Raw genomic sequence first — 23,710 nt, 5'->3', positions numbered from 1 at the left:
TGACACGGCCCCAGGTCCAGGCCAGGAGGGCCCCATGCCGCCGACAATGCCCGAGGGTGACTACGCACCCGTGCCCCGCCAGGGATGGTGGAACCGCAACTGGAAGTGGGCGGTGCCCCTGGGCTGCCTGGGGATGCTGGGCTCGTGCTTCTGCTTCGCGGCCATCGCCGTGGGCTGGGGCTACTCGTCGTTCAAGGACATGGGCGCGTACACGGACGCCATCGCGGAGGCCCAGGAGGATCCGCACGTGCAGCAGGCCCTGGGCGGCAGCTTCAAGCCGGGCTTCCCCAGCAACACCCAGGTGAGCACCCGCAACGGCCGCACCCACGCGGAGTTCACCGTCCCGCTGGACGGCCCCAAGGCGGACGGCGACCTCCACGCCGTGGCGGACAAGCAGGGCGAGTCGTGGACCTTCAGCTCCCTCTACGTCCAGGTGGACGACGGACAGCGCATCGACCTGCTCGACACGGGCGAGGCTCCGGAGCCGGGGGAGCTGGACGAGCCGGAGGTGCCCCACGAGCTGGAGCCGGACGACGCCGAGCCCCCGGAGCCGCCCGCGCGGAAGAAGCCCGGCGGCGACACCGACATCGAGCTGTAGGGCCCTTTCCGGAAATGACGAAGGGCGCGTCTCCGGGAGAGGTCCCGGCGACGCGCCCCTCGGATGTCACGGTCCGCCGTGAGGACGGCGGGCGTGTGACTACTTCAGCTTCTGGATGCCCTCGCGCAGCGCGGGCAGGACCTTGAAGAGGTCGTCCACGAGGCCGTAGTCGGCCACCTGGAAGATGGGCGCCTCCGGGTCCTTGTTGATGGCGACGATGGTCTTCGAGGACTTCATGCCGGCCAGGTGCTGGATGGCGCCGCTGATGCCCGCGGCGATGTACAGCTTCGGCGCGACGACCTTGCCCGTCTGACCGACCTGCAGGTCGTTGGGAACCCAACCCGCGTCGCACACCGCGCGGGACGCGCCCACCGCGGCGCCCAGCAGGTCCGCCAGCGCTTCCACTTCCTTGAAGTCGCCCTTGGTGCCGCGGCCACCGGAGACCACCACGCTGGCCTCGGTGAGCTCCGGACGGGCGCTCTTCACCTCGTTGAACGACACGAACTTCGTCTTGGAGGCCTCCAGCGTCGGCTGGAAGGACTTCACCTCCGCGGACGCGCCGGCGCCCGCGACCGGGCTGAACTCCGTGGCGCGGATGCTGATGACCTGCACCGGCGTGGAGAGCTTCACCTCGGCGAACACGTTGCCGGCCCACATGGGACGGGTGAACGTGATGTCCGCGCCACCGCCGTTGATGGCGGTGATGTCGGTGGCCATGGCGGCCTTCAACCGGGCGGCGACGCGCGGCAGCAGGTCCTTGCCCTGGGCCGTGGAGGCCGCGCCCACGAAGGTGGCCTTCAGCTCCTGCGCCAGGCCCGCGACGACGGGGGCGTAGGTCTCGGCCAGATAGTGCTCGAACTCGGGAGCGGCGGCGGTGTGGATGACCTTGGCGCCGGAGCCCTTGAGCTCCTCCGCCAGCTTGGACGGGTCCTTGGAAAGAAGGACGAGGTGCAGCTCGGCGCCGGCCTTGTCGGCCAGCTGCTTGCCCGCGGCGATGGCGTTCAGGGAGGCCTTGCGCAGGTTCCCGTCCGGCTGCTGCTCGGCGACGATGAGGACGATGGACATGGTGTGTCTGTCTCCGGAATCGTTGGAAGGGTTGGCAGCGCGGGTCAGACGACCTTCGCCTCGTTGTGCAGCTTCTCCACCAGGGTGGCCACGTCCGGCACCTTGATGCCCGCCTTGCGCGCCGGGGGCGACGCCAGCTTGAGCACCTGAATCTTGGGGGCCACGTCCACGCCCAGGCCCGCCGGGGTCAGCTCCTCGATGGGCTTGCTCTTCGCCTTCATGATGCCCGGGAGGCTGGCGTAGCGCGGCTGGTTCAGGCGCAGGTCCGTGGTGACGATGGCGGGCAGCTGGACCTCCAGGGTCGCCAGCCCGTTGTCCACTTCACGCACCACCTGGACGCTCTTCTTGTCCGCGGACAGCACCACCGCCGGGACCTTGTTCTTCTCCTGGTCGCTCTCCAGCGACTCCACCTTGGAGGCGAACGTGGCCTGGCCCCAGCCCAGGAACTCGGCCAGGTACTGGCCCACCTGGTTCTGGTCATCGTCGATGGACTGCTTGCCCAAGAGGACGATGTCCGGCTTCTCCTTCTCCGCGACCTTCTGGAGCAGCCCCGCGATGCCCAGCTGATCCAGCGGGCCCGTGTGGTTCACCCAGATGGCGCGGTTGGCGCCCATGGCCAGCGCGTGGCGCAGCTGCTCCTGCACCTCCTTGCCGCCAATGGAGACCACCACCACCTCGCCGGTGTGCTTCGCCGCGAGGCGCAGGCCCTCTTCCACGCCGATTTCATCGAAGGGGTTGATCTTGTACTTCAACCCCTCCTTCACGATGTCCGAGCCGTCCGGCTTCACCTTGATCTTCGACTCGGGATCTTCCACGCGCTTGGCGGTGACGAGAATCTTCACGGCGGGCTTCTCCTCAGTGGGGAGTGTTTGGAAATCGGGCGCTTGACGCGTCGCGCATCAGGGCCGGAGTAATAGACATCCGCACACGGCGGCGGCAACGGGAAAGCCCCGCCGGGCACAGTTTTGCTTTTCTACCTGAACAGTTCCTTCGCGATGACCAGGCGCTGCACCTGGCTCGTGCCCTCGTAGACCTGGATGAGCTTGGCGTCGCGCATCAGCTTCTCCACGGGGTATTCCTTCATGTAGCCGTAGCCGCCGAACACCTGCACCGCGTCCGTGGCGACCTTCATGGCCATGTCCGCGGCGAAGCACTTCGCGTAGCTGGACTGGAGGGTGTTGCGCTGTCCCTCATCCAGCACCTGCGCGCTCTCGTAGGTGAGCAGGCGCGCGGCGTGGGTGTTCATGGCCATCTCCGCCAGCATGAACTGGACGGCCTGGTGCTCGCGGATGGGCTTGCCCATCGTCTGGCGCTGCGCGGAGTACTCCAGCGAGTGCTCCAGCGCCGCGCGGGCGATGCCAATGGAGATGCTCGCCGTCAGCGGGCGGCTGTTGTCCAGCGTGGCCATGGCGATCTTGAAGCCCTCGCCCTCTTCACCGATGCGGTTGGCGACAGGGACACGCACCTCGTCGAACGTGACGGTGGTGGTGTTGCTGGCGCGCTGGCCCATCTTGTTCTCGTGCTTGCCGGTGGTGAGCCCCTGCGGACGGCCCTCCACGACGAAGCAGGTGATGCCCTTGTGCTTCTTGCCCTTGTCCAGCGTGGCGAACACGGTGAACTGATCCGCGTAGCCGGCGTTGGTGATGAAGCACTTGCTGCCGTTGAGGACGTACTCGTCACCCTCGCGGCGCGCGGTGGTGCCCATGGCCGCCACGTCCGAGCCCGCGGCGGGCTCCGTGAGGCAGAAGCAGCTGAGCTTGAGCTTCTCCCCGAACGGGGCCAGCAGGCGCTTCTTCTGGTCGTCCGTGCCGTGGAGGATGATGGGCAGGTTGGCCAGGTCGTTGGCGATGAGGGAGGTGGCCACGCCCGCGCAGCCCCACGCCAGCTCCTCGCACACGATGACCTGCTCCAGGTGCGTCAGGCCCACGCCGTTGTACTCGGACGGGATGGCCATGTTCAGCAGGCCCAGCTCGAAGGCCGCGGAGATGAGGTCCTTGGGGAAGTCGGAGGTCTCGTCGTAGTGCGGGGCCTTGGGGCGCACCACGTCACGGGCGTACTTGCGCGCGGCGTCCTGCAAGGCGCGCTGGTTTTCGCTGAGCTGGAAATCCATGGGCGGGGCTCCGGGGAGGTTGATTCAAATATCAATCCGCTTCCCCTGCCATACCGCTCCCGCCGTCCTGGCGCCAGCCCCCGAGAGGGCCCCCCCGTCGTTCCAGGGACACCGGAACGGCGGGGGAGACGGCCGGACGTCTACTTCCCGGCGGGCTTGCCCTGCTTGGGGACCTTCTCCCAATCCGCGAGGAACTTCTGGATGCCCGCGTCGGTGAGGGGGTGGTTCGCCAGCTGGGTGATGACGTTGTAGGGCAGCGTGGCCACGTCCGCGCCCAGGCGCGCGGCCTGGAGGACGTGGACGGGGTTGCGCACGCTGGCCACCAGCACCTGCGTGGTGAAGTCGTAGTTCTGGTAGATCTCCAGGATGTGGGCGATGAGCTCCATGCCGTCCTGGGAGATGTCGTCCAGCCGGCCCACGAAGGGCGACACGTACGTGGCGCCGGCCTTGGCGCACAGCAGGGCCTGGTTGGCGGAGAAGCAGAGGGTGACGTTGGTGCGGATGCCGTCGGCGGTCAGCGCCTTGACGGCCTTCATGCCCTCCACGCCCATGGGGATCTTCACCACGACGTTGTCGTGGATCTTCGCCAGGCCCTGGCCTTCCTTGATGAGCTCCGGGGCCGTCAGCGACACGCACTCGGCGCTGATGGGACCGTCCACGATGGAGCAGATCTCCCGGATGGTCTCCTCCAGGTTGCGGCCGACCTTGGCCAGCAGTGACGGGTTGGTGGTGACGCCGTCCACGCAGCCCATCTCATGGGCCTTGCGGATTTCGCCGACGTCCGCGCTGTCGATGAAGAACTTCATGCCGTCCCCTTGGGTTTTCCGGCCACGGGCGGCCGGGCGGGCAGGCCGTAGCCCAGGCCCCCCCATGCGTCAAGGATGGCCGCCCACGCGATGGCTGGAGTAGAGGTAGCGCCCAGCCATGGCCCGCGCCCCCCGCTCCACCGCGAAGAAGCAGCCCCGCCTGCGCGCCCTCCCCGGCCGCGCGTCCCCCCCCGCCCCCACCCGTCGCGACGAGGACGACGAGGCCGCGCTCACCTACGCGCGCGGCGTGCTGGAGGCGGAGGCCCGCGCGATTCTCGGCGTCACGGACCGGCTGGGGGACGCGTTCCTGCGCGCGCTGAAGCTCGTGCGCGACTGCCCGGGACAGGTGGTGGTGACGGGCATGGGGAAGGCGGGCCACATCGGCCAGAAGCTGTCCTCCACGCTGGCGTCCACCGGCGTCCGCTCCGTGTTCCTCCACCCCGCGGAGGCGGTGCACGGCGACCTGGGCCGCGTGGGCGTAGGCGACGTCATCCTCGCCTTGTCCAACAGCGGCAGCACGGAGGAGCTGTTGCGCCTGTTGCCCCTCTTCAAGCGCATGGGCACGCCGGTGGTGGCGCTCACGGGAGACGCGGACAGCGCGCTCGCGAAGGGCGCGGAGGTGGTGCTGGACATCGGCCGCATCGAAGAGGCCTGCCCCATGGGCCTGGTCCCCACCGCGTCCACCGCCGCGCTGCACGCCGTGGGCGACGCGCTGGCGATGACGCTGCTGCGAAGCCGCCCCTTCGGGAGGGACGACTACGCGCTGTTGCACCCGGGCGGGAAGCTGGGGCGCTCCGTGCTGCGCGTCTTCGAGTTGATGCGCACGGGCCCCGCGAACCCGCTGGTGCTGGACACCGCGAGGCTGTCCCTGGCGGTGGTGGTGATGACCAACACGCCGGGCCGGCCGGGCGCCGCGTGCGTGGTGGACCGCGACGGGAAGCTGGAGGGCATCTTCACGGACGGCGACCTGCGCCGGCTGGTGGAGCGGGGCCACACCGACTTCGAGGTGCCGGTGCGCGAGGTGATGGGCAAGCGCCCGCGCTGCATCACCCCGGACACGCTGGTGCTCACCGCCGCCGCGCAGATGCGCGAGCTGCGGGTGGACCAGCTGCCCGTGGTGGACGTCGAGGGCCGGGCGGTGGGCCTGCTCGACGTCCAGGACCTGCTGGCGGCGAAGTTCGTGTAGCTACTGCGACAGCTTCGCCTGGAGCGCGGCCTTGTTCGGGTAGTTGGGCACGTCCTGGGCCAGCTTCTCCCAGAGCGCCCTGGCGCCCTTCGCGTCGCCCTTGGCGAGCAGCGTGTCGCCCAGCTTCTCCACCGCGCCCGCGTCGGACTCCAGCGCCACGCCCCACACGCGCGCGCCCATGGGACGGCCCAGGCCGACGAGCGCCCAGGCCATGCCCGCCTTCGCGCGGCCGTTCTCCGGCTGGAAGGGCACCACGCGGGTGTAGTTGGCCAGGGCCTCCTGGTAGCGGCCTCGCGCCAGGTGCTCCTCACCCTCCTCCACCAGCTTCGTGAGGCCCGCCTCCAGCTCCGGCGTGCGCTCGGTGTTCTTCACCGCGTCCACCATCTCCGGCGTCAGCGGGCGCGGCGCGTCCGAAGGCAGCGCGGCGGCCTGCGCGGGGGACTGGGACAGGCGCACCTTGCGGTCCGCGGCGCGCGAGGCGAGCCACTTCTTGCGACCGCCCGCCTTCACAATCTCCGCGATGCGCCCGCTCAGCTCGCGGGCCATGGGCGCGCGCTGGGACTCCGGGTTCGCCGTCACCACCGCGTCGAAGCCCTGGCGCGCGGCCCCCAGCGCCTGGAGGTCCTCGCCCTGCGTCTCGAAGAGCAGCGCGGAGTGGGCGTAGAGCGCTTCTTCGTGGCGGGGCGCGATCTCCAGCACGCGCGCGTACGCCTTCAGCGCGTTGGCGCTGTCACCGCTCAGGTACAGCGCGTTGCCGCGCAGCACGTCCACGTCCAGCGCGGGCACCAGCGCGGCCAGCGCGCACGAGGCGGCGCCCGCGGCGTCACCGGACTTCGCGCGGGCCTGCGCCACGGCCTCCATGGAGTCCAGCGCCTGGCCCGGCGTGAAGCCGCAGTTCGCGGCCTCCGGGGTGGGGATGGCGGCCTTGCCCAGCTTCTTCCTGGACGCGAGGAACAGCGAGCGCACGCCGTCCGCCTTGGCCTGCGCCTGGCCCAGGTAGGCCAGCGCCTCCGCGTTGCGGCCGTTCGTGTAGTAGAGCTTGCCCAGCGACGAGGCGATCTCGAAGGTCTTCTCCCGCTCGCGCAGGCCCTCGGACGAGTCGAGCTGCTTCATCAGCTCCTCGGCGGAGGGCGGCAGCTTGTTCGTGTCCACCGTGGGGTGGCCCGACGGCAGCGGCGTGCCCGGCGCCACGGGGGAGCCCGCGGGCATCGTGGGGTGGCCGGGGGGCAGCGCGCCGGGGGCGGCGTTGGCGCCAGCGCCCATGCCCGTGCCCATCGCCGGAGAGGCCTGGGTGCCAGGGGGAATCGTGGGGTGGCCGGGAGGCAGGGAGGTGGGCTCGGCCGCGAGCAGCGCGGTCGTGGCCAGGACGAGGGACAGGCTCATAGTTCGTGGACGGGGAAACGGGCGCCCATGTCGGGCCAGTAGAGGGCCTCGCGCTTGCGGACGTCCTGGGGGGCGAGCTTCGCGAGCAGCTCCTGCACCGTCATGCCCAGCACCGGGTGGCGGGCGTCGGGGGCCAGCTCCGCCAGGGGCTCCAGCGCGAAGCGGCGCTTGTGCAGTTCGAGGTGGGGCACCTGGAGGTTCGCGTCCGCGACGACGCAGTGGTCCTCCTCGTCCCACAGGAGGATGTCCAGGTCGATGGTGCGCGGGCCCCAGCGCTGCATCCGGCGGCGGCCCAGGTCCTGCTCAATCCGCTGGAGGATGCACAGCAGGCGCTGCGGCGTCAGGTCGCACTCCAGCGCCACCACGGCGTTGAGGAAGCGCGGCTGCGCGGGCCCCACCGGGGCCGAGTCATAGAGGGAGGAACAGCCCAGCACCGACACCGCGTCGATGCACGACATCGCGGCGAGGGCGGCCACGAGGTGGGACTCGCGGTCGCCCTCGTTGGAACCCAGTCCTACATAGACGGTAGCGCTCAAGGCTCCATCTCAACCGGGTTCACCAGGGTTCCGATTCCCTCCAGCTCCACCTCCACCGTGTCCCCGGCCTTCAGCGCGCCCACGCCGGACGGGGTGCCCGTGCTCACCAGGTCGCCGGGCAGCAGCGTCATGATGTGGGAGATGAAGGAGACCAGGCGGGCGGGGCTGAACACCATGTCGGACGTGCGGCCATCCTGGCGTACCTGTCCGTTCACCCGGCACACCACCCGCAGGTCCGCGGGGGACAGGCCCGTCACGGCCCAGGGGCCCGCACAGGCGAAGGTGTCGTAGCCCTTGGCGCGGGTGTGCTGGATCTCCTTGCGCTGGATGTCGCGCGCGGTGACGTCGTTGAAGCAGGTGAGGCCCCAGATGGCGCGCGCGGCGGTGGCCTCGTCGGCGTTCTTCAGGCGCTCACTGATGACGAGCGCCAGCTCCGCCTCGTGGTGGACCTCCTGGCTCGCCTTGGGGATGCGGATGGGAGCGCCCGGGCCGTTGAGCGCGGTGGAGGGCTTGGTGAAGATGAGCGGCTCCGTGGGGATGGGCTTGCCCATCTCCTCCGCGTGCTTGCGGTAGTTCTGGCCGATGCAGACGACCTTGGACGCGTCCGAGGGCGTGAGCAGCATGAGCCCCTGGAGCGAGCGGCGCAGGCCGGTCTCCTTGCCGCCGGCCCACGGCGCGGCGGTGAGCACCACCACCTCGTTGCCGTCGACGCGGCCGTAGCTGGCGCGGCCCTCGACCTGGAAGCGGCAGTAACGGGCGGTCATGTCTTCCCCTGGAGGCCGAGCACGTCGGCCATGTCATAGAGTCCCGGCGCGCGGCCCGCCACCCAGCGCGCGGCCCTCAGCGCCCCTGTGGCGAACTGATCACGGTTCGTCGCGCGGTGGGTGAGCTCGATGCGCTCGCCCTCGCCGAAAAAGTAGACCGTGTGCTCGCCCACGACGTCTCCGCCGCGCAGCGCCTGCACGCCAATCTCACCCGGCGGGCGGGCGCCCGTCTGCCCCTCGCGAGCGAAGGTGAGGTCGTCCTTCGAGCGGCCCAGCGCGTCCACCAGCACCTCCGCCAGCTTGAGCGCGGTGCCGCTGGGCGCGTCCTTCTTCATGCGGTGGTGCGCCTCCAGCACCTCCACGTCGAACGAAGGGCCCAGCACGCGCGCCAGCTCCGCGGCCATGCGGATGACCAGGTTCACGCCCACGGACATGTTGGGCGCCGCGACGATGGGAATCACCTTCGCGTGCTCCTGGAGCTGTGCACGGCCTTCCGGCGTGAAGCCCGTGGTGCCCACCACCAGCGCCACGCCGCGCTCGGCGCAGACCTTCGCGTGGTGCAGCGTGGCCTCCGGGCCGGTGAAGTCCACGACGACGTCCGCCTTCGCGCCGTCCAGCGCGCGGCCCAGGTCGTCGTGCGCCACCACGTCCAGCGGTGAACCCAGCCTGGCCACGAGCCCCGCGTCCTGCCCCGCGAGGGGGCTGCCCGGGCGCACCGTGGCGCCCACCACCGGCAGGTCGCTGGCGGCCTTCGCCAGGCGGACCAGCGTGCTGCCCATGCGGCCGGAGATGCCGGTGATGACGGTGCGGGTCATGGCGCTCGGTCCCCTTCTTCAGGCCTTCAGCAAGCCCAGCCCGGACAGCTCGGCCTTGAGCTTCGCGGCGTTCGCCTCGCCCATGGGCACGAGCGGCAGGCGGATTTCCGGGCCGAACATGCCCATCAGGTGCAGCGCCCACTTCACCGGGATGGGGTTGGACTCCACGAAGAGCAGCCGGTGCAGCGCGTTCATCCGCACCTGGAGCCCGCGCGCCTTCGCGATGTCGTTGCTCCGCGCCGCCGCTACCAGGTCCGCCATCATGCGGGGCGCGACGTTGGAGGACACGGAGATGACGCCCTTGCCGCCGCACGCGATGAAGGGCAGCACCGTGAAGTCGTCGCCGGACAAGAGCGTCATCCGGTCGCCGCACTTCTCCACCAGGTCCACCGCGCGGATGAGGTTGCCCGTGGCCTCCTTCAGCGCCACGACCTCCGGAATGTCGCACAGCTGGAGCACCGTCTCCGGCAGCAGGTCCACGCCCGTGCGGCCCGGCACGTTGTAGGCGATGAGCGGGAAGCCCGGATGCGCCTTCGCGATGGCGCGGTAGTGCTCCACCAAGCCCGCCTGCGTGGGCTTGTTGTAATAGGGCGTGACGATGAGCGCTCCGTCGGCGCCCACCTCGCGCGCGCGGCGCACGGACTCAATCGTCTCGCGCGTGCTGTTGCTGCCCGCGCCCGCCACCACCGGCACGCGGCCCTTCACCTCGTCCACCACCACGGCGATGGCGCGCGCGCGCTCGTCGGCGTCCATGGTGACGGCTTCGCCGGTGGTGCCCATGGGCAGCAGCACGTTCGTGCCGCCGTCCAACTGGTAGCGCACCAGGGCCCGGAAGGCCCCTTCGTCCAGCACCCCTTCACGGAACGGAGTGGCCAGCGCCGTCATGGAGCCTTCGAAGGTCTTCATGCCGGCGCTTATACGTTCAGGCCCGCTCGCCGCGCCAGAGGTCCTCGACGCGCTCGCGCTCCCGCACGACACGCCAGGCCGCTCCGTCCACCAGCACCTCCGCCGGCCGGGGCCGCGAGTTGTAGGTGGAAGCCATGCTCATCCCGTAAGCCCCGGCGCTCATGAAGGCGTACAGGTCGTCCTGGCGGGGCAGCACCAGGGGGCGCGCTCTCGCGAGCACGTCCGTGGACTCACACACCGGCCCCACGACGTCCACCTCCACGTCCCGGCCGCGGCGCTTCACCACCGGCCGCAGGTCGTGGTGCGCCTCGTAGAGGGCCGGGCGCATCAGGTCGTTCATGCCCGCGTCCACCACCACGAAGGTGCGCGCTTCGGTGGGCTTGCGGTACAGCACGCGCGTGAGCAGCACGCCCGCGTTGCCCACGAGCGCCCGGCCGGGCTCCAGCAGCAGCGTGGCCCCGGTGCCTTCCGTCGCGTTGAGCACCGTGCGCGCGTACTCCTGGGGGCTGGGCGGCGTCTCGTCCGAATAGGTGATGCCCAGCCCGCCGCCCACGTCCAGGTACTCCAGCGCGTGGCCCCGGGCCTTGAGCGTGACGTAGAGGTCCGCCACCTTGGTGAGGGCGGCCTTCATGGGGGCGGTGCGAGTGAGCTGCGAGCCGATGTGGCAGTCCAGCCCCAGCGCCTGGAGCCCCTTCAGCTTCTTCGCCTTCGCGTAGAGGGCGACCGCCTCCTCGAAGGGCACGCCGAACTTGGACGTCTTCAGGCCGGTGGAGATGTAGCGGTGCGTCCTCGCGTCCACGTCCGGGTTCACGCGCAGGGCGAACGGCGCGCGCTTGCCCAGCCTGCGCCCCACGGCATCCAGCGCCTCCAGCTCCTCCGCGCTCTCCACGTTGAAGAGCAACAGGCCCTGGGACAGCGCCTGGGCCATCTCGTCCGGCGTCTTGCCCACGCCCGCGAACACCGTCCTGCCCGGTTCGCCGCCGGCCTGCTTCACGCGCGCCAGCTCGCCGCCGGACACGATGTCGAAGCCGCTGCCCAGCTTCGCGAAGAGCCCCAGGATGGCCAGGTTGGAGTTGGCCTTCACCGAGTAGCAGATGAGGTGCTTCTGGCCCTGGAACGCCTCCGTCACCGCCTGGAAGCGCTCCGTGAGCGCGGCGGTGGAGTAGACGTACGTGGGGGTGCCTACCGCGTCCGCGATGGCGGGCAGCGGCACCTGCTCAGCGTGCAGCACGCCCTTGTGGTGGTGGAAGACGCTCACTCGGGCAGCCCGGCGTCCGAGGTGGACGGAGGCACCGTGGGGCCCGAGGGCTCCACGGGTCCACGAGGCGACTGCTGCGCGGGCACCGTCTCCGCCGTGGGCGCGGGCAGCGGCGCCGGACGGGGCGCGCGGGGGCTGCCCTTGATGCCGCACGCCACCAGCGCGAGCGTCAGGCTGGTGGCGGCGCACAGCCGCGGGAGGAAGGTGCGCATGGGCTAGAACCGGATGGCCAGCGTGCCGCGGATGGCGTGCGCGGTGCTCAGCTCCTGGCCCGGCAGGTTCAGGTCCTTCAGGCCGTCCAGCGGGAAGAGGATGCCGTAGTCGATGCCCGCCACGAAGCCGTCCTCCGTGACGTAGCGCGCGCCGATGTCCGCCTCCAGGCCCAGGGCCTTGCTGGCGTAGGACGGCGTGGACTCCGCGTAGAACGCCTGCGAGTAGATGACGCTGCCGAAGACGTCGAAGCCCTCCGCGATGGAGTACTTGAGGCCCGGCTTCACGTAGAACGCGTCCGTGACGCCATTGAGGATGGAGCGCCACAGGATGACGTCCACGCGGTAGTCGCGGTTGAAGCGGAAGTTGCGGATGGCGTTGTCGCTGCAGCCGCCGTTGTCGCAGCTGTACTGACGGCCCTCCACGTCACCCGGCGCGGTGTTGCCGTCCGAGCCCGAGCCCTGGCGGCCCGGGTAGTTGCCGAAGCCCGGCGCCTTGTCACCAGAGGCGAAGCCCATCTCGATGCCCAGGTGCAGCTTGTTCTCGATGACGTGGAACTCCGTCTGGAGCACGCCGCCGAACTGCGCCACGCGCAGCGACTGGGTGGTGGGCTCGTTCGCCGTGGTGGCGCGCCCGTCGATGGTGCCCAGCTGCGCGGCGAACTCCGCCTCGATGCGGAACTTCTTCTCCTCGTACTTGAACCACAGGTCCGGGATGTAGAGCGTGCCGCCGCGCGGGACGAACGTGGGCGTGGTGACGTTGACGGGGATGGAGGGGTTGGCGTCATCGAAGGGGACGCCCGTCTCCGTCGTGGTCGCGTACCGCTGCGTGCGGTAGGTGAAGTACAGGCCGTAGTTGAGGACGCCCTGGTTGTTGTCCAGCTTGGCCTTCTGCTGCTGGTCGGTGTCGCGCCGCGCGATGGCCAGCACCAGACTGTGCGCGTCGTCGGACTGGGTGAGGTCCACCGGCTCGCCCAGGGCGTTGGCCTTCTCCGTGGACAGCCCCTCGGAGTTGAAGTCCAGCATGGGCGTCACGTACCAGCCGGCGAACGGCTCCGTGACGAACTGGATGCGGTCCACCGTGTCGCCGTAGTCGCAGTCCAGGCAGTTGCCGTCGTTGCGCAGCATGCCCAGGCCCCAGTGGCTGCCCATGCGGCCGAAGCGCAGGATGCCCACCGGCGTCGTCACCTCACCGTACGCGCGCCGCACGATGACGGAGTCCTTGAACGCGTTGACGGCGGAGTTGGACGGGGACTGGTTCTCAGAGAAGAGCGTGAAGTTGTTGCGCCCATCCCCGCTGTAGGCGCTGTCCGGGTTGGAGCCCAACAGGACGTTGTCCAGCGCGTCCACCTGCGCCTTGATGCGCACGTCCTCGGAGACATTGAAGGACGGCTCCAGCCGGAAGCGCATGTTGGCGCCCGCCTGGGTCTGCTCGGCGGCGGAGCGCGGCGAGCGCGTCCACAGCTGGCGGCCCAGGGGCGTGCCGGTGGGCAGCGCGGGCTTGCCCAGGTCGAACTTGTAGAAGAGCGTGGGGCGCACGCGCAGGTAGCCGTCCAGCGTGAACAGCTCCAGCTTGCGCTTCTCCTCCGTCCACTCCTCCTGCCAGTCGTTGTTGGCCACGGCCTGGGTGGCCGTCTGCGCGCGGATGTCCTCGCGCAGCTCCTGCCGCGTGGCCTCCAGGCGTTGCTCCAGCTCCTCGCGGCTGACGGAACCTTCGGAGGTGGGGGCGGGGGAAGCGGCGGCCGGGGCCGCGGGAGCCGCGGCGGGGGCCGACTCCTGGGGGGCTGCCGCGGGCGTGCCACCATCGGGCACCGGCGTCTGGGCGGTGGCCGTGGACGAGGCGACGAGCAGCGCCGCCAGCAGGACGTGAGGCATGGTCAACGGTCTCCGGGGCCGCGACATGACGCGGCCGGGTGTAAAGGGCGGGCGATTCAAGCCATGCCCCCCTGGGGTGTCAACGTCTACGGGATCGGGGTTTCGGGCCGCCGACGGCGGGGGACGTCCCCTTTGGCGCCGCCGTCCCCTTCCGGGACGCGCGGACAGCAACCGTGGAGAGCGGCTGACATTTCGGACAGAAATGCGTGGTGCGCCCACCCTGGGTGAAGGCCTCCACCGTCGTTCCGCACTTCGAGCACGGCCCTTCGGCCCGCCCGTAGACGCGGAAGCGGTTCACGGACCCTGGCTCCTCCAGATAGGTGATGTCCTCGCCCTCCTGCTCCTTGAAGGCGAAGTCGAAGGCGGCGTGGATGGCCTTCGCCAGGTGCTTCCAGTCGTCCGGCGTGAGGGTGCCGGGCTTGCGCGCCGGGTGCAGCCCCGCGCGGAAGAGCGCCTCCGCGGCGTGGATGTTGCCCAGGCCCGCGACGCGGCCCTGGTCCATCAGCGCCACCTTCAGGTCCTGCTTGGAGTCCCCCACCGCCTCCTGGAGCTGGGGGCCGGTGAGCCCTTCCGTCAAAGGGTCCCGCCCCAGGGCCTTCACCGCGGGCAGCTCCCACAGTTGCTTCGCGGGCACCGGCTCCATGCGGCCGAAGAGGCGTGGATCACTGAAGTGGACCACGTGGCCGTCCTCCAGGTGGAAGCGGGCGCGGCTGTAGGGGACGGGCTCGCCTTCCTTGCGGCGCACGAACTTGCCCGTCATGCCCAGGTGGGCCATCAGGCCGTGGCCGCCCTCCAGGGTGATGAGCAGGTACTTCCCCTTGCGCTCCAGGGCGGTGACGCGCCCGGTGAGCCGGGTGAAGTGGGGCAGCTCCGCGCCCCGGAAGACGCGGGTCGCGTCCGCTTCCGCGCGCACGATGCGGTGGCCCTTGAACCAGCGCTCCAGGTTGCGCCGGGCGATCTCCACTTCCGGTAGTTCAGGCATCCAGGCGCCGGGGCATACCACCGGACTGTTTCCGGTGCATGTCCCCCGGTGGATGGCGCTCCGGGAAGGTGCTTGCCGGGACCCGGAGGCGCGGTTACGACGGACGCGAAAGCCTCCAACCCCCAGCGAAGGACGACTCGCCCATGCAACGGATGGTCACCGCACTCCTGACCCTCACCCTGGCCTCGGGCCTCTCCACGGGCTGCGCCAAGCAGCGCGTGGGCGCGGAGAAGGCGATTGCCAGTGTCCTCATCTCCGACGAGCAGGAGAACCAGCTCGGCCTCCAGGTGAAGAAGGAGCTGGAGACGAAGGAGAACGTCAAATACGTGGAGGACCCGGAGGTGCTGGCGTACGTCCGGAACATCTCCCAGCCCATCCTCGCGCAGGCCAACAAGGACCGCTCCGGGGTGAAGTGGAAGGTCAACGTCATCAACGACCCGAAGACGGTCAACGCCTTCGCCACGCCCGGCGGCTTCCTCTACGTGTACACGGGCCTGCTGCTCGCGGCGGACACGGAGGCGGAGCTGGCGGGCGTGATGGCGCACGAGGCGGGCCACGTGGTGGGCCGGCACTCGGCGCGCGCCATGGTGAACGCCTACGGCCTGCAGGCCATCACCCAGGTGGCGCTGGGCCAGAACCCGGGCACCGCCGCGCAGATCGCCGCGCAGCTGGCGGGCGGCGGACTTCAGCTGGCGCACGGCCGCAGCGAGGAGACGGAAGCGGACGAGTACGGCGCGAAGTACGCCTCCGCCGCGGGCTTCGACCCCAACGGCCTCATCACCTTCTTCCAGAAGCTGCAGAAGGAGCAGGGCTCCACGCCGGGCGTGCTCAAGTGGCTGTCCACGCACCCCACCAACGAGGACCGCATCGCGCACCTGCGGAAGATCATCGCGCAGCAGGGCCTCAAGGGCGACCGCAACGCCCCGGGCGGGCTGACGGCCATCCAGGCGAAGCTGCCCAAGCAGTAGCCGTCATTCGCCTGCCGGTCCCCGGCGCCTCTCAGTGCACGGGCGGGTTGTCGCTCCCGTCCGGCATCAGGCCCGGGGGCTCCGGGTCCTTGCCCTCCGCCACGCGGCGCTTGCGCTTGAACAGCGCGAGCCGCGTCTTCCGGGCGCTGGCGGCGCTCTTGGCCGCGCCGGGCGTCTTGAGGGGCGGCTCCAGGGGCGCGGGCTGGCCGAAGTCGCGCGCGCCCTTCGCCTTCCCCTCCGCGGAGGCGTGCTCCAGGATGGCGTTGAGCTCCCCTCCGAGGATGAAGATGAGCCCGGAGATGTAGAGCCACAAGAGCAACACCACCACGCCACCGATGGAGCCGTAGGTGACGTCGTACTTGCCGAAGTGCTCCACGTACTGGGTGAAGCCCCAGGTGCTGCCCAGCCACGACAGGGTGCCAATGACGGAGCCCGGGGTGATGTACTTGAAGCGCTGCTTCACGTCCGGCAGCAGGTAGTAGCAGAGCGACAGCATCAGCATCACCAGCGCCGCGGTGAAGGGCCAGCGCAGCCAGGACCAGACGAGGTGGAACTCGTCGATGAGCGCCAACTTGTCCGCCACCCACGCCCCCACGCGCCCGCCCAGCAGCAGGATGGCGAAGGACAGGGGGATGAGCAGGCCGCCCAGCAGCGTCACCAGCAGCGCCAGGCCCTGCGTCTTCCAGTACGGCCGGGACTCCGACACGTCGTAGGCCAGGTTGAGCGCCTTGCGCAGGGCGTCCACGCCGCGCGACGCCGTCCACAGCGCCACGATGAGACCCACGGTGAGCAGCTTGGGGCGCGTCTCCCCGACGATGGACGTCAGGTGCTGGCTCACCACGCCCAGCGCGTCGCCGGGCACCAGCGGGCGGATGCGGTCCATCATCGCGTCCACGGCGCCGGGCGCGAACGGCATGTACGCCACCAGCGTGACCAGGAAGAACAGGAAGGGGAACAGGGAGAAGATGAAGTAGTAGGACAGCTGCGCCGCCACGTCGGTGACGGTGTCCTCCTCAATCTCCTTCCAGAAGCGACGCGCGAACTCCCTCCACGTCAGGTACTTGAGCCGTGGCAGCCCCATGTGGTTCCCCCTCGGGTCTGTGGGGAGCCAATGTGTGAACGGCCCGGCCATTCGGCAGCAGGCAGCCGGCCGAGCGCTCGCGGCCGGAGGTACTGGCGGCGTGCCGGGTGTTGAACGCTAGACGAGCCCGGAGGGCAGGTAGCGGCCCAGGAGCGGACGCAGGCGGCTCTTCACCTCCGCGGGGATGCGGGTGCGGTCGGTGAAGATGGCCAGCGCGAGCGCGCTGTCGCAGCGGCAGGTGGCGGGCGTGCCCGCGATGCGGGGCAGCGCGCGGCGCAGGAGCGCGGCGCCGTGGGCGGTGACAGCGTCCAGCCGCTGGGTGAACTGCGGCAGGAGCGCCTCGGGCTCCTGGCCCACGGGCTGCGAGCGCCAGGAGTCATGGTCGGTGGGCAGCGCGATGAGGGCGTAGTGCAGCTCCGCCTCGCGGGCGAGCCGCGCCTCCGGCATGGCGGTGAGCCCCACCAGGTCCCCGCCCCACGTGCGGTACAGCTGGCTCTCCGCCTGGGTGCTCAGGGAAGGGCCCTCGATGCAGACGTAGGTGGCGGAGGCGTGGACCACGGTGTCGCTCGTCGTTTCGAGCTTGGGGGCCGCGTCGGTGAGCGTCTGTCGCAGGGTGGCGCAGAAGGGCTGGGCCAGCTCCACGTGCACGGCGACGTCGTCGTAGAAGGTGCAGGGACGGCGGTAGGTCCGGTCGATGACCTGATCCGGCAGGGCCAGGTGCAGCGGCTGGATGGCGTCACGCAGGCTGCCCACGGTGCCGGTGGCGACCACGTGGGTGACGCCGAGCGACTTCAGGGCGAAGAGGTTGGCGCGGTAGGGGGCGCGGGTGGCGTTGTGGACGTGCCCCTGGCCGTGGCGGAAGACGAAGATGATGGGGACGCCGTCCAATTCCGTGGCGATGAGTGGGGCGCTGTGGGGCCCGAAGGGCGTCTCCACGGAGAGGTGTTCGCCGCGCCCCTGGAGTCCCAGGGCCTGGTAGAGGGCCTGGCCCCCGATGATGCCCACCTTGACCGCCGCCATGCGTCTCCTCTCGCCCGGTCGCCGGGCGTGGGCCTGACGATATCGCGGGGGGCTCGCCCAGGAAGCGCGGAAGACTGGTAGCTTTCACATTTGCCATGCGTCTTCTTCCGCGCCTCGTCGTCCTCAGCGTCCTGTTTGGAACCCCTGCCCTGGCCGGTCCCGTCCCGCCCGGCTGCGAGGAGGACGCCACCACGTGCAAGGAGGACTGCACCATCGAGTACGGCGGCAACGGCGCCGCCCTCAAGAAGCTGACGCGCTGTTTCGACGGCTGCCTGGAGACGCGCAACCAGTGCACCCGCCGGTTCAACGCGGTGAACAACCGGGCGCCGGACGCACCGGAGGCCGCGCCCGAGCGCCGGACGAGCAAGACGGAAGCGGCCAAGCTGCGCGAAATCAAGGAGAAGGACCGCCGCCGCGAGGACGACCCCTTCGGCGACGAGGAGAACAAGCAGCCGCGCGCGAGGCCGGTGCGCGACTCCTACGATGATCCGCCGGAGCCGCCCCCGGAGCGCACGGGCTACCGCGCGTCGGACGAGAAGCCCGCGAGGAACAACGGCCGGCAGCAGGCGGCCGTCCCGGTGAAGGCCCGGGAGCCGGAGCGCACGCCGCCCCCGCCCTCCCCCGCCGTGGCGCCCGAGCCGGAGCCCCGTCGCGCGGAGACGCCGGACATCGATGCGTTCGCGGAGCCGCCCGCGCGCAAGCCCGAGCCGAAGCCGGTGGTGGCCGAGCCCGCGCGGCCGAGCCGCTCGGACGACGAGGACCTGCCGCCCCCGCCGCCGGTGGCGAAGAAGGAGCCGCCGCCCCGCATCATCGAATCGCCGCGTCCCACCATTCCCGCGGAGCCCCCCCGGAAGGACATCTCCGAGTGGGACCCCAACGGAGACTGACGCGGGCTCCCATCTGGCCCACAGCGCCAAGCCCTCCGCGAGGCTGCATGCCTTCGGAGGGCTTTGCTGTTCAGCCCGCGCGCTCGCGCTCCACGTCCAGGACGCGCTGCCAGAGCGCGAAGGGCGACACTCCGACGTAGCCGCTCTCCTGGCCGTCATTGCACTCGATGACGATCCACCGGCCGGACACCTCCTGGGCCACGTCGACGACGAGGAACGGGAGCGCGACCCGGCGCGCCGCCTCGCCCGCGAGCGCCAGCGCGTCCCGCTCTTCCTGGGGCGTCAGCGCGTACGGCGTCCCCTGCCACCAGTAGGGCCCGAAGCCCACCAACTGCTGCCGCCACCAGAAGGTGCGGAACTCGAACGAGCGAGGCAGCGCGTCCGCGCCCTGCGTGTCGTCCACGCGCCGCAGGGGCCGCAGCTCGCGGCACACCACCTGCTGCCAGTGCAGGATGTCGTCCTGGGCGTAGGCCTCCATCGCCTGACGGAAGGCCTCCGGTCCCTCGATGATGGAGAGGGACTTGCGATGGCGGCTGGTCTGCCGCGCGCCCTTGAGGAACACCGGCCAGCCCAGCTGCGCCTCCACCGTGCGCGCATCCGGAGGCGTGTCGAACCAGCGGCTCCGGGGCGTCAGGTCCTCCAGCAGCGGATACCAGTGCGGCAGCTCCGTCGCGAGCAGGTGCTGCTCCGGTGAATGCACCAACCGCACGCCCTGCGCCTCCAGCTCGCGGTAGCGCTCCGCATAGTCGGGCCACGCGCCCGCGCGCGCGACGACTTCGATGGGCTCATCGGGCAGCACGTACGGCCGGCGGCACGCGAAGAACCGGTCGAAGGCGAAGTCATAGACGCCCTTCCCCGTCGCCGCGGTGAGCAGCCACAGGCGGTCCTCGACCTTCAGCAAGTCCTCTCCGGGACGCAGCATGGACGGCAGCGTGCGTCCGCGGGCCTTCACGGGTCAACGCCCTCAGCCCGCGCGCACCACCACCGGCGCGGTCTTCACCGGCGCGCTCTGCGTCAGCCGCACGCCCACGAGCACCAGCACGCCCCCCAGCGCCAGCTCCCAGTGCAGCGCTTCGTCCAGGAAGAGCCACGCGACGAGCGCCGTCACCGCCGGTTGCAGGTTGGAGAAGATGGCCACGCGCGACGCGGTCACCTTCGACAGCGCGTAGGACCAGAGCAGGTACGCCACCACCGACGTCATCAGCCCCACGTACACGATGGAGGCCTTCGCCGCGGCGCTGGAGGCCCACACCGCCTCGGGCTCCAGCACGAACGGGGCGAGCGGCAGCTGCAACAGCGTGGCGACCGTCATCGTCCACGCCGTCGCGCGCAGCGGTCCATGCTCGGTGGCCAGGGGCTTGCCTTCCGTCGTGTAGACCACCCACGCCACCACCGCCGCGAGGATGAGCAGGTCGCCCCCAAGCGTGCCCCGCGCGCTCGCGAGCCCCCGGCCCAAGAGCAGCACCACCACGCCCACCAGCGCCGTGAGGATGCCCGCCGTCGTCCGCGTGGACATCCGCTCCCGGCCCAGCACCAGGCTGGCCACGTACACGCCCAGCGGCGTGAGCGCGTAGAACAGCGCCGCGTGCGCCGCCGTGGAGCGCGACAGGCCGGAGAAGAACAGCGTCTGGTTCACCGGCCCGCCCATCAGCCCCAGCAGCGCGATGCGCGGCCACGCATGGCGCGGCGGCAGCTTGGGCCCCGGCGTCACCGCGAGCAGCGTCACGAACGCGGCGCCGCAGACGAGGAAGCGCCACAGCACCACCGTGAACGGCGACAGCTCCGTCATCGCCCGCTTGGCGGCCAGGTACGTGCCCGCGCTGATCAGCACCTGCACCGTCAGCGCCGCGTACACCCGCCCGAGCGGCGGCGGCGCGGCGGACGGCGTCACGGCTCCAGTTGCAGAAGCGCCCATCGTGCGGCGCTGCGTACCAGCTCGCTGTCGTCGCCGCTGAGTTTTTCGAGCAGCGGCCGGGCGTGCGCCTGCCGTGCGACACCGAGTGCATACACAGCGTTGCGCCTCAAACCGTCGTACCGCGCGCGCGCCAGCGCCGTGCCGGGGATGAGTTCCTTGTATTGCTCGGGGGTGAGCGCCGCCAGCTCCAGCGTGCCCAGCGACGCCACCGCGCGGGGCATGAAGCGCTCGTCGTCCGCGAACACCGGCTTGCGGTTCAGCGGGCACACCGTCTGGCAGATGTCGCAGCCGAAGATGAGGTTGTCGAACTTGAGCCGGAACGCCTCCGGCACGTCGCGGTCCCGGTTCTCAATCGTCTGGTACGACAGGCACGCCCGCGCATCCACCTGCCGGTTGCCCACCAGCGCGCCCGTGGGACACGCCATGAGACACCGCCGGCAGGAGCCGCACCGGTCCGCCACCGGCCCGTCCGGGTACGCGTCCACCTCCGCGTCCAGGATGAGCGTGGCCAGGAGCACCCACGAACCGTGCGACTCCGTGATGAGGCAGCCGTTCTTGCCCACGTAGCCCAGGCCCCCGCGAGCGGCCCAGACCTTCTCCATCATGGGCCCGCTGTCCACGCCGCCGTAGGTGCCCAGCCCCGGGTACCAGGCGTTGATGGTTTTTCGGAACGCCTTCATCCGGTCGCGCAGCGTGGAGTGGTAGTCGCGGCCCCGCGCGTACCTTGCGATGGGCGAGCCCTGCGACGGCGCGTCATCCCGCCAGTAGTTGTTCGCGAGGGACAGCACCGTGCGCGCGCCCGGCAGCAGCACCGACACGTCGAGCCGCTCCTCCGCGCGCGACCCCATCCAGTCCATGTCCGCGTCGTAGCCGGCCTCCAGCCACGACATCAGCGACGACGGCGGAATGGGCTCCGCGCGCGCGAAGCCGATGAGGTCGAAGCCCACGTCCTGGGCGAGCTGCCTCAGCCGGGCAGTGGGCAATTGCGTCGCGTACACGGGCTACTTCGTCGGCTTCTCGGGGATCCACTTCACGTCCGGCAGGCCGGCGCGGAAGTTCACCAGCCGGGCCACCACGAAGAGCAGGTCCGACAGGCGGTTCAAGTACATGGCCACCGCGGGCGGGGCCTTGTCCTCGCGAAGCAGCGTCACCACCCGGCGCTCGGCGCGGCGGCACACCGTGCGGGACAGGTGCAGCGCCGCGGCCGCGGGCGAGCCGCCCGGGAGGATGAAGTGCGTCATCTTCGGCAGCTCCTCCTCGTAGCGGTCGATGTGGCGCTCCATCTCCTCCACCCACTCCGGGCGCAGCTCCGGGATGTGGGCCGCCGCCTTGGTGTGCGGCGGCGTGGCCAGCACCGCGCCCACCGTGAAGAGCTGGTCCTGGATGCGCTGGAGGAAGTGCTCCAGGTCCGCCGGCAGCGGGAACGTGCGCGCAAGGCCCAGCGTGGCGTTGAGCTCGTCCACCTCGCCGTAGGCCTCCACGAGCGCGTCGTCCTTCGCCACGCGGCCACCGCCGAAGAGGCCCGTCTCTCCCGCATCGCCGGTCTTCGTATAGATCTTCATGGCAGCCCTTGTTTAACGATGCGACACGGCGAGTCCGTGTGGGGATGATCAGCGACGGATATATTGCTTGGCCCCTCGGCCCCGCCTAGGAAAAAGGCCCCATGCGGCCATACCTGAGTCTGATGGAGCACGTCCTGGAGCACGGGACGAAGAAGGGCGACCGGACCGGCACGGGGACGCTGAGCCTCTTCGGCCATCAGCTCCGCTTCGACCTCACCCAGGGCTTCCCCCTGGTGACGACGAAGAAGCTCCACCTGAAGTCCATCATCCATGAACTCTTGTGGATGCTCCGGGGCGACTCGAACGTGCGCTCGCTCCAGGAGGTGGGGGTCACCATCTGGGACGAGTGGGCCAACGCGGACGGCAGCCTGGGCCCCGTGTACGGCCACCAGTGGCGCTCCTGGAACACGCCGGACGGCGGCCACGTGGACCAGATGCGGCAACTGGTGGACGGGCTGAAGAAGAACCCGGACTCGCGCCGGCACCTGGTGAGCGCGTGGAACGTGGCGGACGTGCCCGCCATGAAGCTGCCGCCCTGCCACGTGATGTTCCAGTTCTACGTGGCCGACGGAAAGCTCTCCTGCCAGCTCTATCAGCGCAGCGCGGACATCTTCCTGGGGCTGCCCTTCAACATCGCGTCGTACTCGCTGCTCACGATGATGGTGGCGCAGGCCACGGGCCTCACCGCGCACGAGTTCATCCACACGATTGGCGACGCGCACCTGTACCTGAACCACGTGGAGCAGGCCCGGGAGCAGCTGACGCGCGAACCTCGCCCCCTGCCGCGCATGCGCCTGAACCCGGACGTGAAGGACCTGTTCGCCTTCCGCTACGAGGACTTCACGCTGGAAGGCTACGACCCGCACCCCGCCATCAAGGCGCCCGTGGCCGTATGAGCCCGCGCGTGTCCGCCATCGTCGCCATGGCGGCGAACCACGTCATCGGCCAGGGCAACACCCTGCCCTGGCGCCTGCCGCAGGACCTGGCGCGCTTCAAGCGCCTCACCCTGGGCCACACCCTGGTCATGGGTCGCAAGACGTACGACTCCATCGGCCGCCCCCTGCCCGGCCGCACCACGGTGGTCCTCACCCACCAGCGAGACTGGGCCGCGCCCCAAGGTGTCCGCGTGGCCCACACCGTGGACGAGGCGCTGGCGCTGGCGAGCGGCGACAGCGAGGTCTTCATCGCGGGCGGCGCGGACGTCTACGCGCAGACGCAAGCGCTGTGGCAGCGGCTCTACCTCACCCGCATCGAGCGGGACTTCCCCGGCGACGCCTTCTTCCCCTCCGTGGACCCGACTGGATGGAGGTTGGTGGAGGAGGAACGGCACCCCGAGGGCGACCTGCCCTTCGGTTTCTTCACCTACGAGCGTCAGGGCTAGCCCTTATTCCTGGCGTTTCCTGGGTGACTTACCGTGCGGGCTCCTCTCACCGAAGGAGCGTGCATGCGTCGTCACCTGATTCGTGGGCTGGGTCTGTTCGCGGTGCTGGGCCTGGCTGCCTGTGGCGGGCCCATCGAGGAAGGCACGGCCGCGGAGCCGGGCACCCAGGAGCAGGAGCTGCGGATCTGCCCGGACAGCGGCGTCTGTCCTGCGGGCGAGTCCTGCTACTACGGCCCGGGCGGCCCCTGCTATCCGTGCCGGACGTACCCGCAGTACTGCGAGCTGCCCTGAGTCATCCCCGGGAGCACCCCGGGTGTTGACCCGCGAGCCCCCCTTGTTTCCCGAGGGGGGCTCATTAATTGATCTTGATTCGCAGAATTGAACGCGCGTGACGTGGTTGGTA

Annotated in this window: 26 protein-coding genes; 7 read left to right on the top strand and 19 right to left on the bottom strand. The window is 70.4% G+C overall.

Translation table 11 applies throughout. From position 1 onward, the window contains the following. The first annotated feature begins 34 nt into the window (after positions 1-34). Entirely contained in the window at positions 35-598 is a 564-nt protein-coding gene (locus JYJ93_RS11015) for a cytochrome c oxidase assembly factor Coa1 family protein (protein WP_206789245.1), read from the top strand. A gap of 99 nt (positions 599-697) precedes the next feature. On the opposite strand, the gene JYJ93_RS11010 is transcribed toward JYJ93_RS11015, so the two are convergent. From JYJ93_RS11010 to fsa, 4 genes are all read right to left on the bottom strand, one after another. Continuing rightward, complete coding sequence (locus JYJ93_RS11010; protein WP_206789243.1) at positions 698-1,663, bottom strand: electron transfer flavoprotein subunit alpha/FixB family protein; 966 nt, start codon at positions 1,661-1,663, stop codon at positions 698-700. A gap of 44 nt (positions 1,664-1,707) precedes the next feature. Beyond that, positions 1,708-2,505 (bottom strand): electron transfer flavoprotein subunit beta/FixA family protein, encoded by a 798-nt coding sequence (locus JYJ93_RS11005; RefSeq protein WP_014399255.1) that lies wholly within the window; start codon positions 2,503-2,505, stop codon positions 1,708-1,710. A 131-nt stretch (positions 2,506-2,636) separates the two neighbouring features. Continuing rightward, positions 2,637-3,773 (bottom strand): acyl-CoA dehydrogenase family protein, encoded by a 1,137-nt coding sequence (locus tag JYJ93_RS11000; protein ID WP_120567641.1) that lies wholly within the window; start codon positions 3,771-3,773, stop codon positions 2,637-2,639. 140 nt (positions 3,774-3,913) lie between these two features. Then, positions 3,914-4,579: a fructose-6-phosphate aldolase gene (gene fsa / locus JYJ93_RS10995; RefSeq protein WP_014399257.1), complete on the bottom strand. Its 666-nt coding sequence runs from the start codon at positions 4,577-4,579 to the stop codon at positions 3,914-3,916. 118 nt (positions 4,580-4,697) lie between these two features. Here fsa and JYJ93_RS10990 point away from each other — a divergent pair, with 118 nt between their 5' ends. Next, positions 4,698-5,765: a KpsF/GutQ family sugar-phosphate isomerase gene (locus JYJ93_RS10990; protein ID WP_206789241.1), complete on the top strand. Its 1,068-nt coding sequence runs from the start codon at positions 4,698-4,700 to the stop codon at positions 5,763-5,765. Here the strand turns inward: JYJ93_RS10990 and JYJ93_RS10985 are convergent, their stop codons facing one another. From JYJ93_RS10985 to mutM, 9 genes are all read right to left on the bottom strand, one after another. Further along, on the bottom strand, positions 5,766-7,148 hold the full coding sequence (locus JYJ93_RS10985) for a hypothetical protein (protein ID WP_206789239.1): 1,383 nt from the start codon (positions 7,146-7,148) through the stop codon (positions 5,766-5,768). Beyond that, positions 7,145-7,684: a 2-amino-4-hydroxy-6-hydroxymethyldihydropteridine diphosphokinase gene (gene folK, locus JYJ93_RS10980; protein WP_206789238.1), complete on the bottom strand. Its 540-nt coding sequence runs from the start codon at positions 7,682-7,684 to the stop codon at positions 7,145-7,147. Before folK ends, JYJ93_RS10985 begins: the two co-directional genes overlap by 4 nt. Continuing rightward, positions 7,681-8,448: a fumarylacetoacetate hydrolase family protein gene (locus JYJ93_RS10975; protein ID WP_206789235.1), complete on the bottom strand. Its 768-nt coding sequence runs from the start codon at positions 8,446-8,448 to the stop codon at positions 7,681-7,683. Before JYJ93_RS10975 ends, folK begins: the two co-directional genes overlap by 4 nt. After that, positions 8,445-9,263, bottom strand: a complete 819-nt coding sequence (dapB, locus tag JYJ93_RS10970) for a 4-hydroxy-tetrahydrodipicolinate reductase (RefSeq protein ID WP_206789234.1) — start codon at positions 9,261-9,263, stop codon at positions 8,445-8,447. Before dapB ends, JYJ93_RS10975 begins: the two co-directional genes overlap by 4 nt. Positions 9,264-9,281: 18 nt before the next feature. Further along, positions 9,282-10,169 carry a 4-hydroxy-tetrahydrodipicolinate synthase gene (gene dapA / locus JYJ93_RS10965; protein ID WP_206789232.1) on the bottom strand — a complete coding sequence of 296 codons (888 nt, stop codon included), beginning with the start codon at positions 10,167-10,169 and terminating at the stop codon, positions 9,282-9,284. 16 nt (positions 10,170-10,185) lie between these two features. Beyond that, positions 10,186-11,427, bottom strand: coding sequence for a diaminopimelate decarboxylase (lysA, locus tag JYJ93_RS10960; protein ID WP_206789231.1), 1,242 nt, complete (start codon positions 11,425-11,427; stop codon positions 10,186-10,188). Further along, positions 11,424-11,639 carry a hypothetical protein gene (locus tag JYJ93_RS10955; RefSeq protein WP_206789229.1) on the bottom strand — a complete coding sequence of 72 codons (216 nt, stop codon included), beginning with the start codon at positions 11,637-11,639 and terminating at the stop codon, positions 11,424-11,426. The genes lysA and JYJ93_RS10955 overlap by 4 nt, the downstream gene beginning before the upstream one ends. Positions 11,640-11,642: 3 nt before the next feature. Further along, on the bottom strand, positions 11,643-13,511 hold the full coding sequence (locus tag JYJ93_RS10950) for a TIGR04551 family protein (protein WP_242543763.1): 1,869 nt from the start codon (positions 13,509-13,511) through the stop codon (positions 11,643-11,645). A gap of 79 nt (positions 13,512-13,590) precedes the next feature. Continuing rightward, positions 13,591-14,493, bottom strand: a complete 903-nt coding sequence (gene mutM / locus JYJ93_RS10945; RefSeq protein ID WP_206789225.1) for a bifunctional DNA-formamidopyrimidine glycosylase/DNA-(apurinic or apyrimidinic site) lyase — start codon at positions 14,491-14,493, stop codon at positions 13,591-13,593. 143 nt (positions 14,494-14,636) lie between these two features. On the opposite strand from mutM, the gene JYJ93_RS10940 reads away from it, so the two are divergent. Then, entirely contained in the window at positions 14,637-15,461 is an 825-nt protein-coding gene (locus JYJ93_RS10940; protein ID WP_206789217.1) for a M48 family metallopeptidase, read from the top strand. 31 nt (positions 15,462-15,492) lie between these two features. On the opposite strand, the gene JYJ93_RS10935 is transcribed toward JYJ93_RS10940, so the two are convergent. After that, positions 15,493-16,542, bottom strand: coding sequence for a YihY/virulence factor BrkB family protein (locus tag JYJ93_RS10935; protein ID WP_206789208.1), 1,050 nt, complete (start codon positions 16,540-16,542; stop codon positions 15,493-15,495). Between the two features lie 117 nt (positions 16,543-16,659). Further along, positions 16,660-17,562, bottom strand: a complete 903-nt coding sequence (locus JYJ93_RS10930; protein WP_206789205.1) for an MTAP family purine nucleoside phosphorylase — start codon at positions 17,560-17,562, stop codon at positions 16,660-16,662. A gap of 95 nt (positions 17,563-17,657) precedes the next feature. On the opposite strand from JYJ93_RS10930, the gene JYJ93_RS10925 reads away from it, so the two are divergent. Further along, positions 17,658-18,449, top strand: a complete 792-nt coding sequence (locus JYJ93_RS10925) for a hypothetical protein (RefSeq protein WP_206789203.1) — start codon at positions 17,658-17,660, stop codon at positions 18,447-18,449. 70 nt (positions 18,450-18,519) lie between these two features. Here the strand turns inward: JYJ93_RS10925 and JYJ93_RS10920 are convergent, their stop codons facing one another. The 4 genes from JYJ93_RS10920 to JYJ93_RS10905 are packed head-to-tail and all read right to left on the bottom strand — an operon-like array spanning position 18,520 to position 21,926. Then, positions 18,520-19,401, bottom strand: coding sequence for an ATP-grasp domain-containing protein (locus JYJ93_RS10920; RefSeq protein ID WP_269012804.1), 882 nt, complete (start codon positions 19,399-19,401; stop codon positions 18,520-18,522). A 12-nt stretch (positions 19,402-19,413) separates the two neighbouring features. Beyond that, a complete protein-coding gene (locus tag JYJ93_RS10915; protein WP_206789201.1) occupies positions 19,414-20,364 on the bottom strand; it encodes a DMT family transporter in 951 nt (316 codons plus the stop codon). Then, complete coding sequence (gene queG / locus JYJ93_RS10910) at positions 20,337-21,362, bottom strand: tRNA epoxyqueuosine(34) reductase QueG (protein WP_206789199.1); 1,026 nt, start codon at positions 21,360-21,362, stop codon at positions 20,337-20,339. Before queG ends, JYJ93_RS10915 begins: the two co-directional genes overlap by 28 nt. Positions 21,363-21,365: 3 nt before the next feature. Next, entirely contained in the window at positions 21,366-21,926 is a 561-nt protein-coding gene (locus tag JYJ93_RS10905; RefSeq protein WP_206789191.1) for a cob(I)yrinic acid a,c-diamide adenosyltransferase, read from the bottom strand. Between the two features lie 101 nt (positions 21,927-22,027). Between JYJ93_RS10905 and JYJ93_RS10900 the strand changes: the two genes are divergently transcribed. The 3 genes from JYJ93_RS10900 (at position 22,028) to JYJ93_RS10890 (ending at position 23,598) form a co-directional block, all read left to right on the top strand. Continuing rightward, the gene (locus JYJ93_RS10900; RefSeq protein ID WP_206789182.1) at positions 22,028-22,822 is read left to right on the top strand and encodes a thymidylate synthase; all 795 of its coding nucleotides are present in this window, start codon (positions 22,028-22,030) and stop codon (positions 22,820-22,822) included. After that, positions 22,819-23,307 (top strand): dihydrofolate reductase, encoded by a 489-nt coding sequence (locus JYJ93_RS10895; RefSeq protein WP_206789180.1) that lies wholly within the window; start codon positions 22,819-22,821, stop codon positions 23,305-23,307. The genes JYJ93_RS10900 and JYJ93_RS10895 overlap by 4 nt, the downstream gene beginning before the upstream one ends. Positions 23,308-23,370: 63 nt before the next feature. Beyond that, a complete protein-coding gene (locus JYJ93_RS10890; protein WP_206789179.1) occupies positions 23,371-23,598 on the top strand; it encodes a hypothetical protein in 228 nt (75 codons plus the stop codon). Positions 23,599-23,710 lie beyond the last annotated feature (112 nt).

The sequence above is a fragment of the Corallococcus sp. NCSPR001 genome, from assembly GCF_017309135.1.
In the GTDB taxonomy this organism is placed as follows: Bacteria; Myxococcota; Myxococcia; order Myxococcales; family Myxococcaceae; genus Corallococcus.
This window is presented reverse-complemented; position numbering and strand designations above follow the sequence as displayed.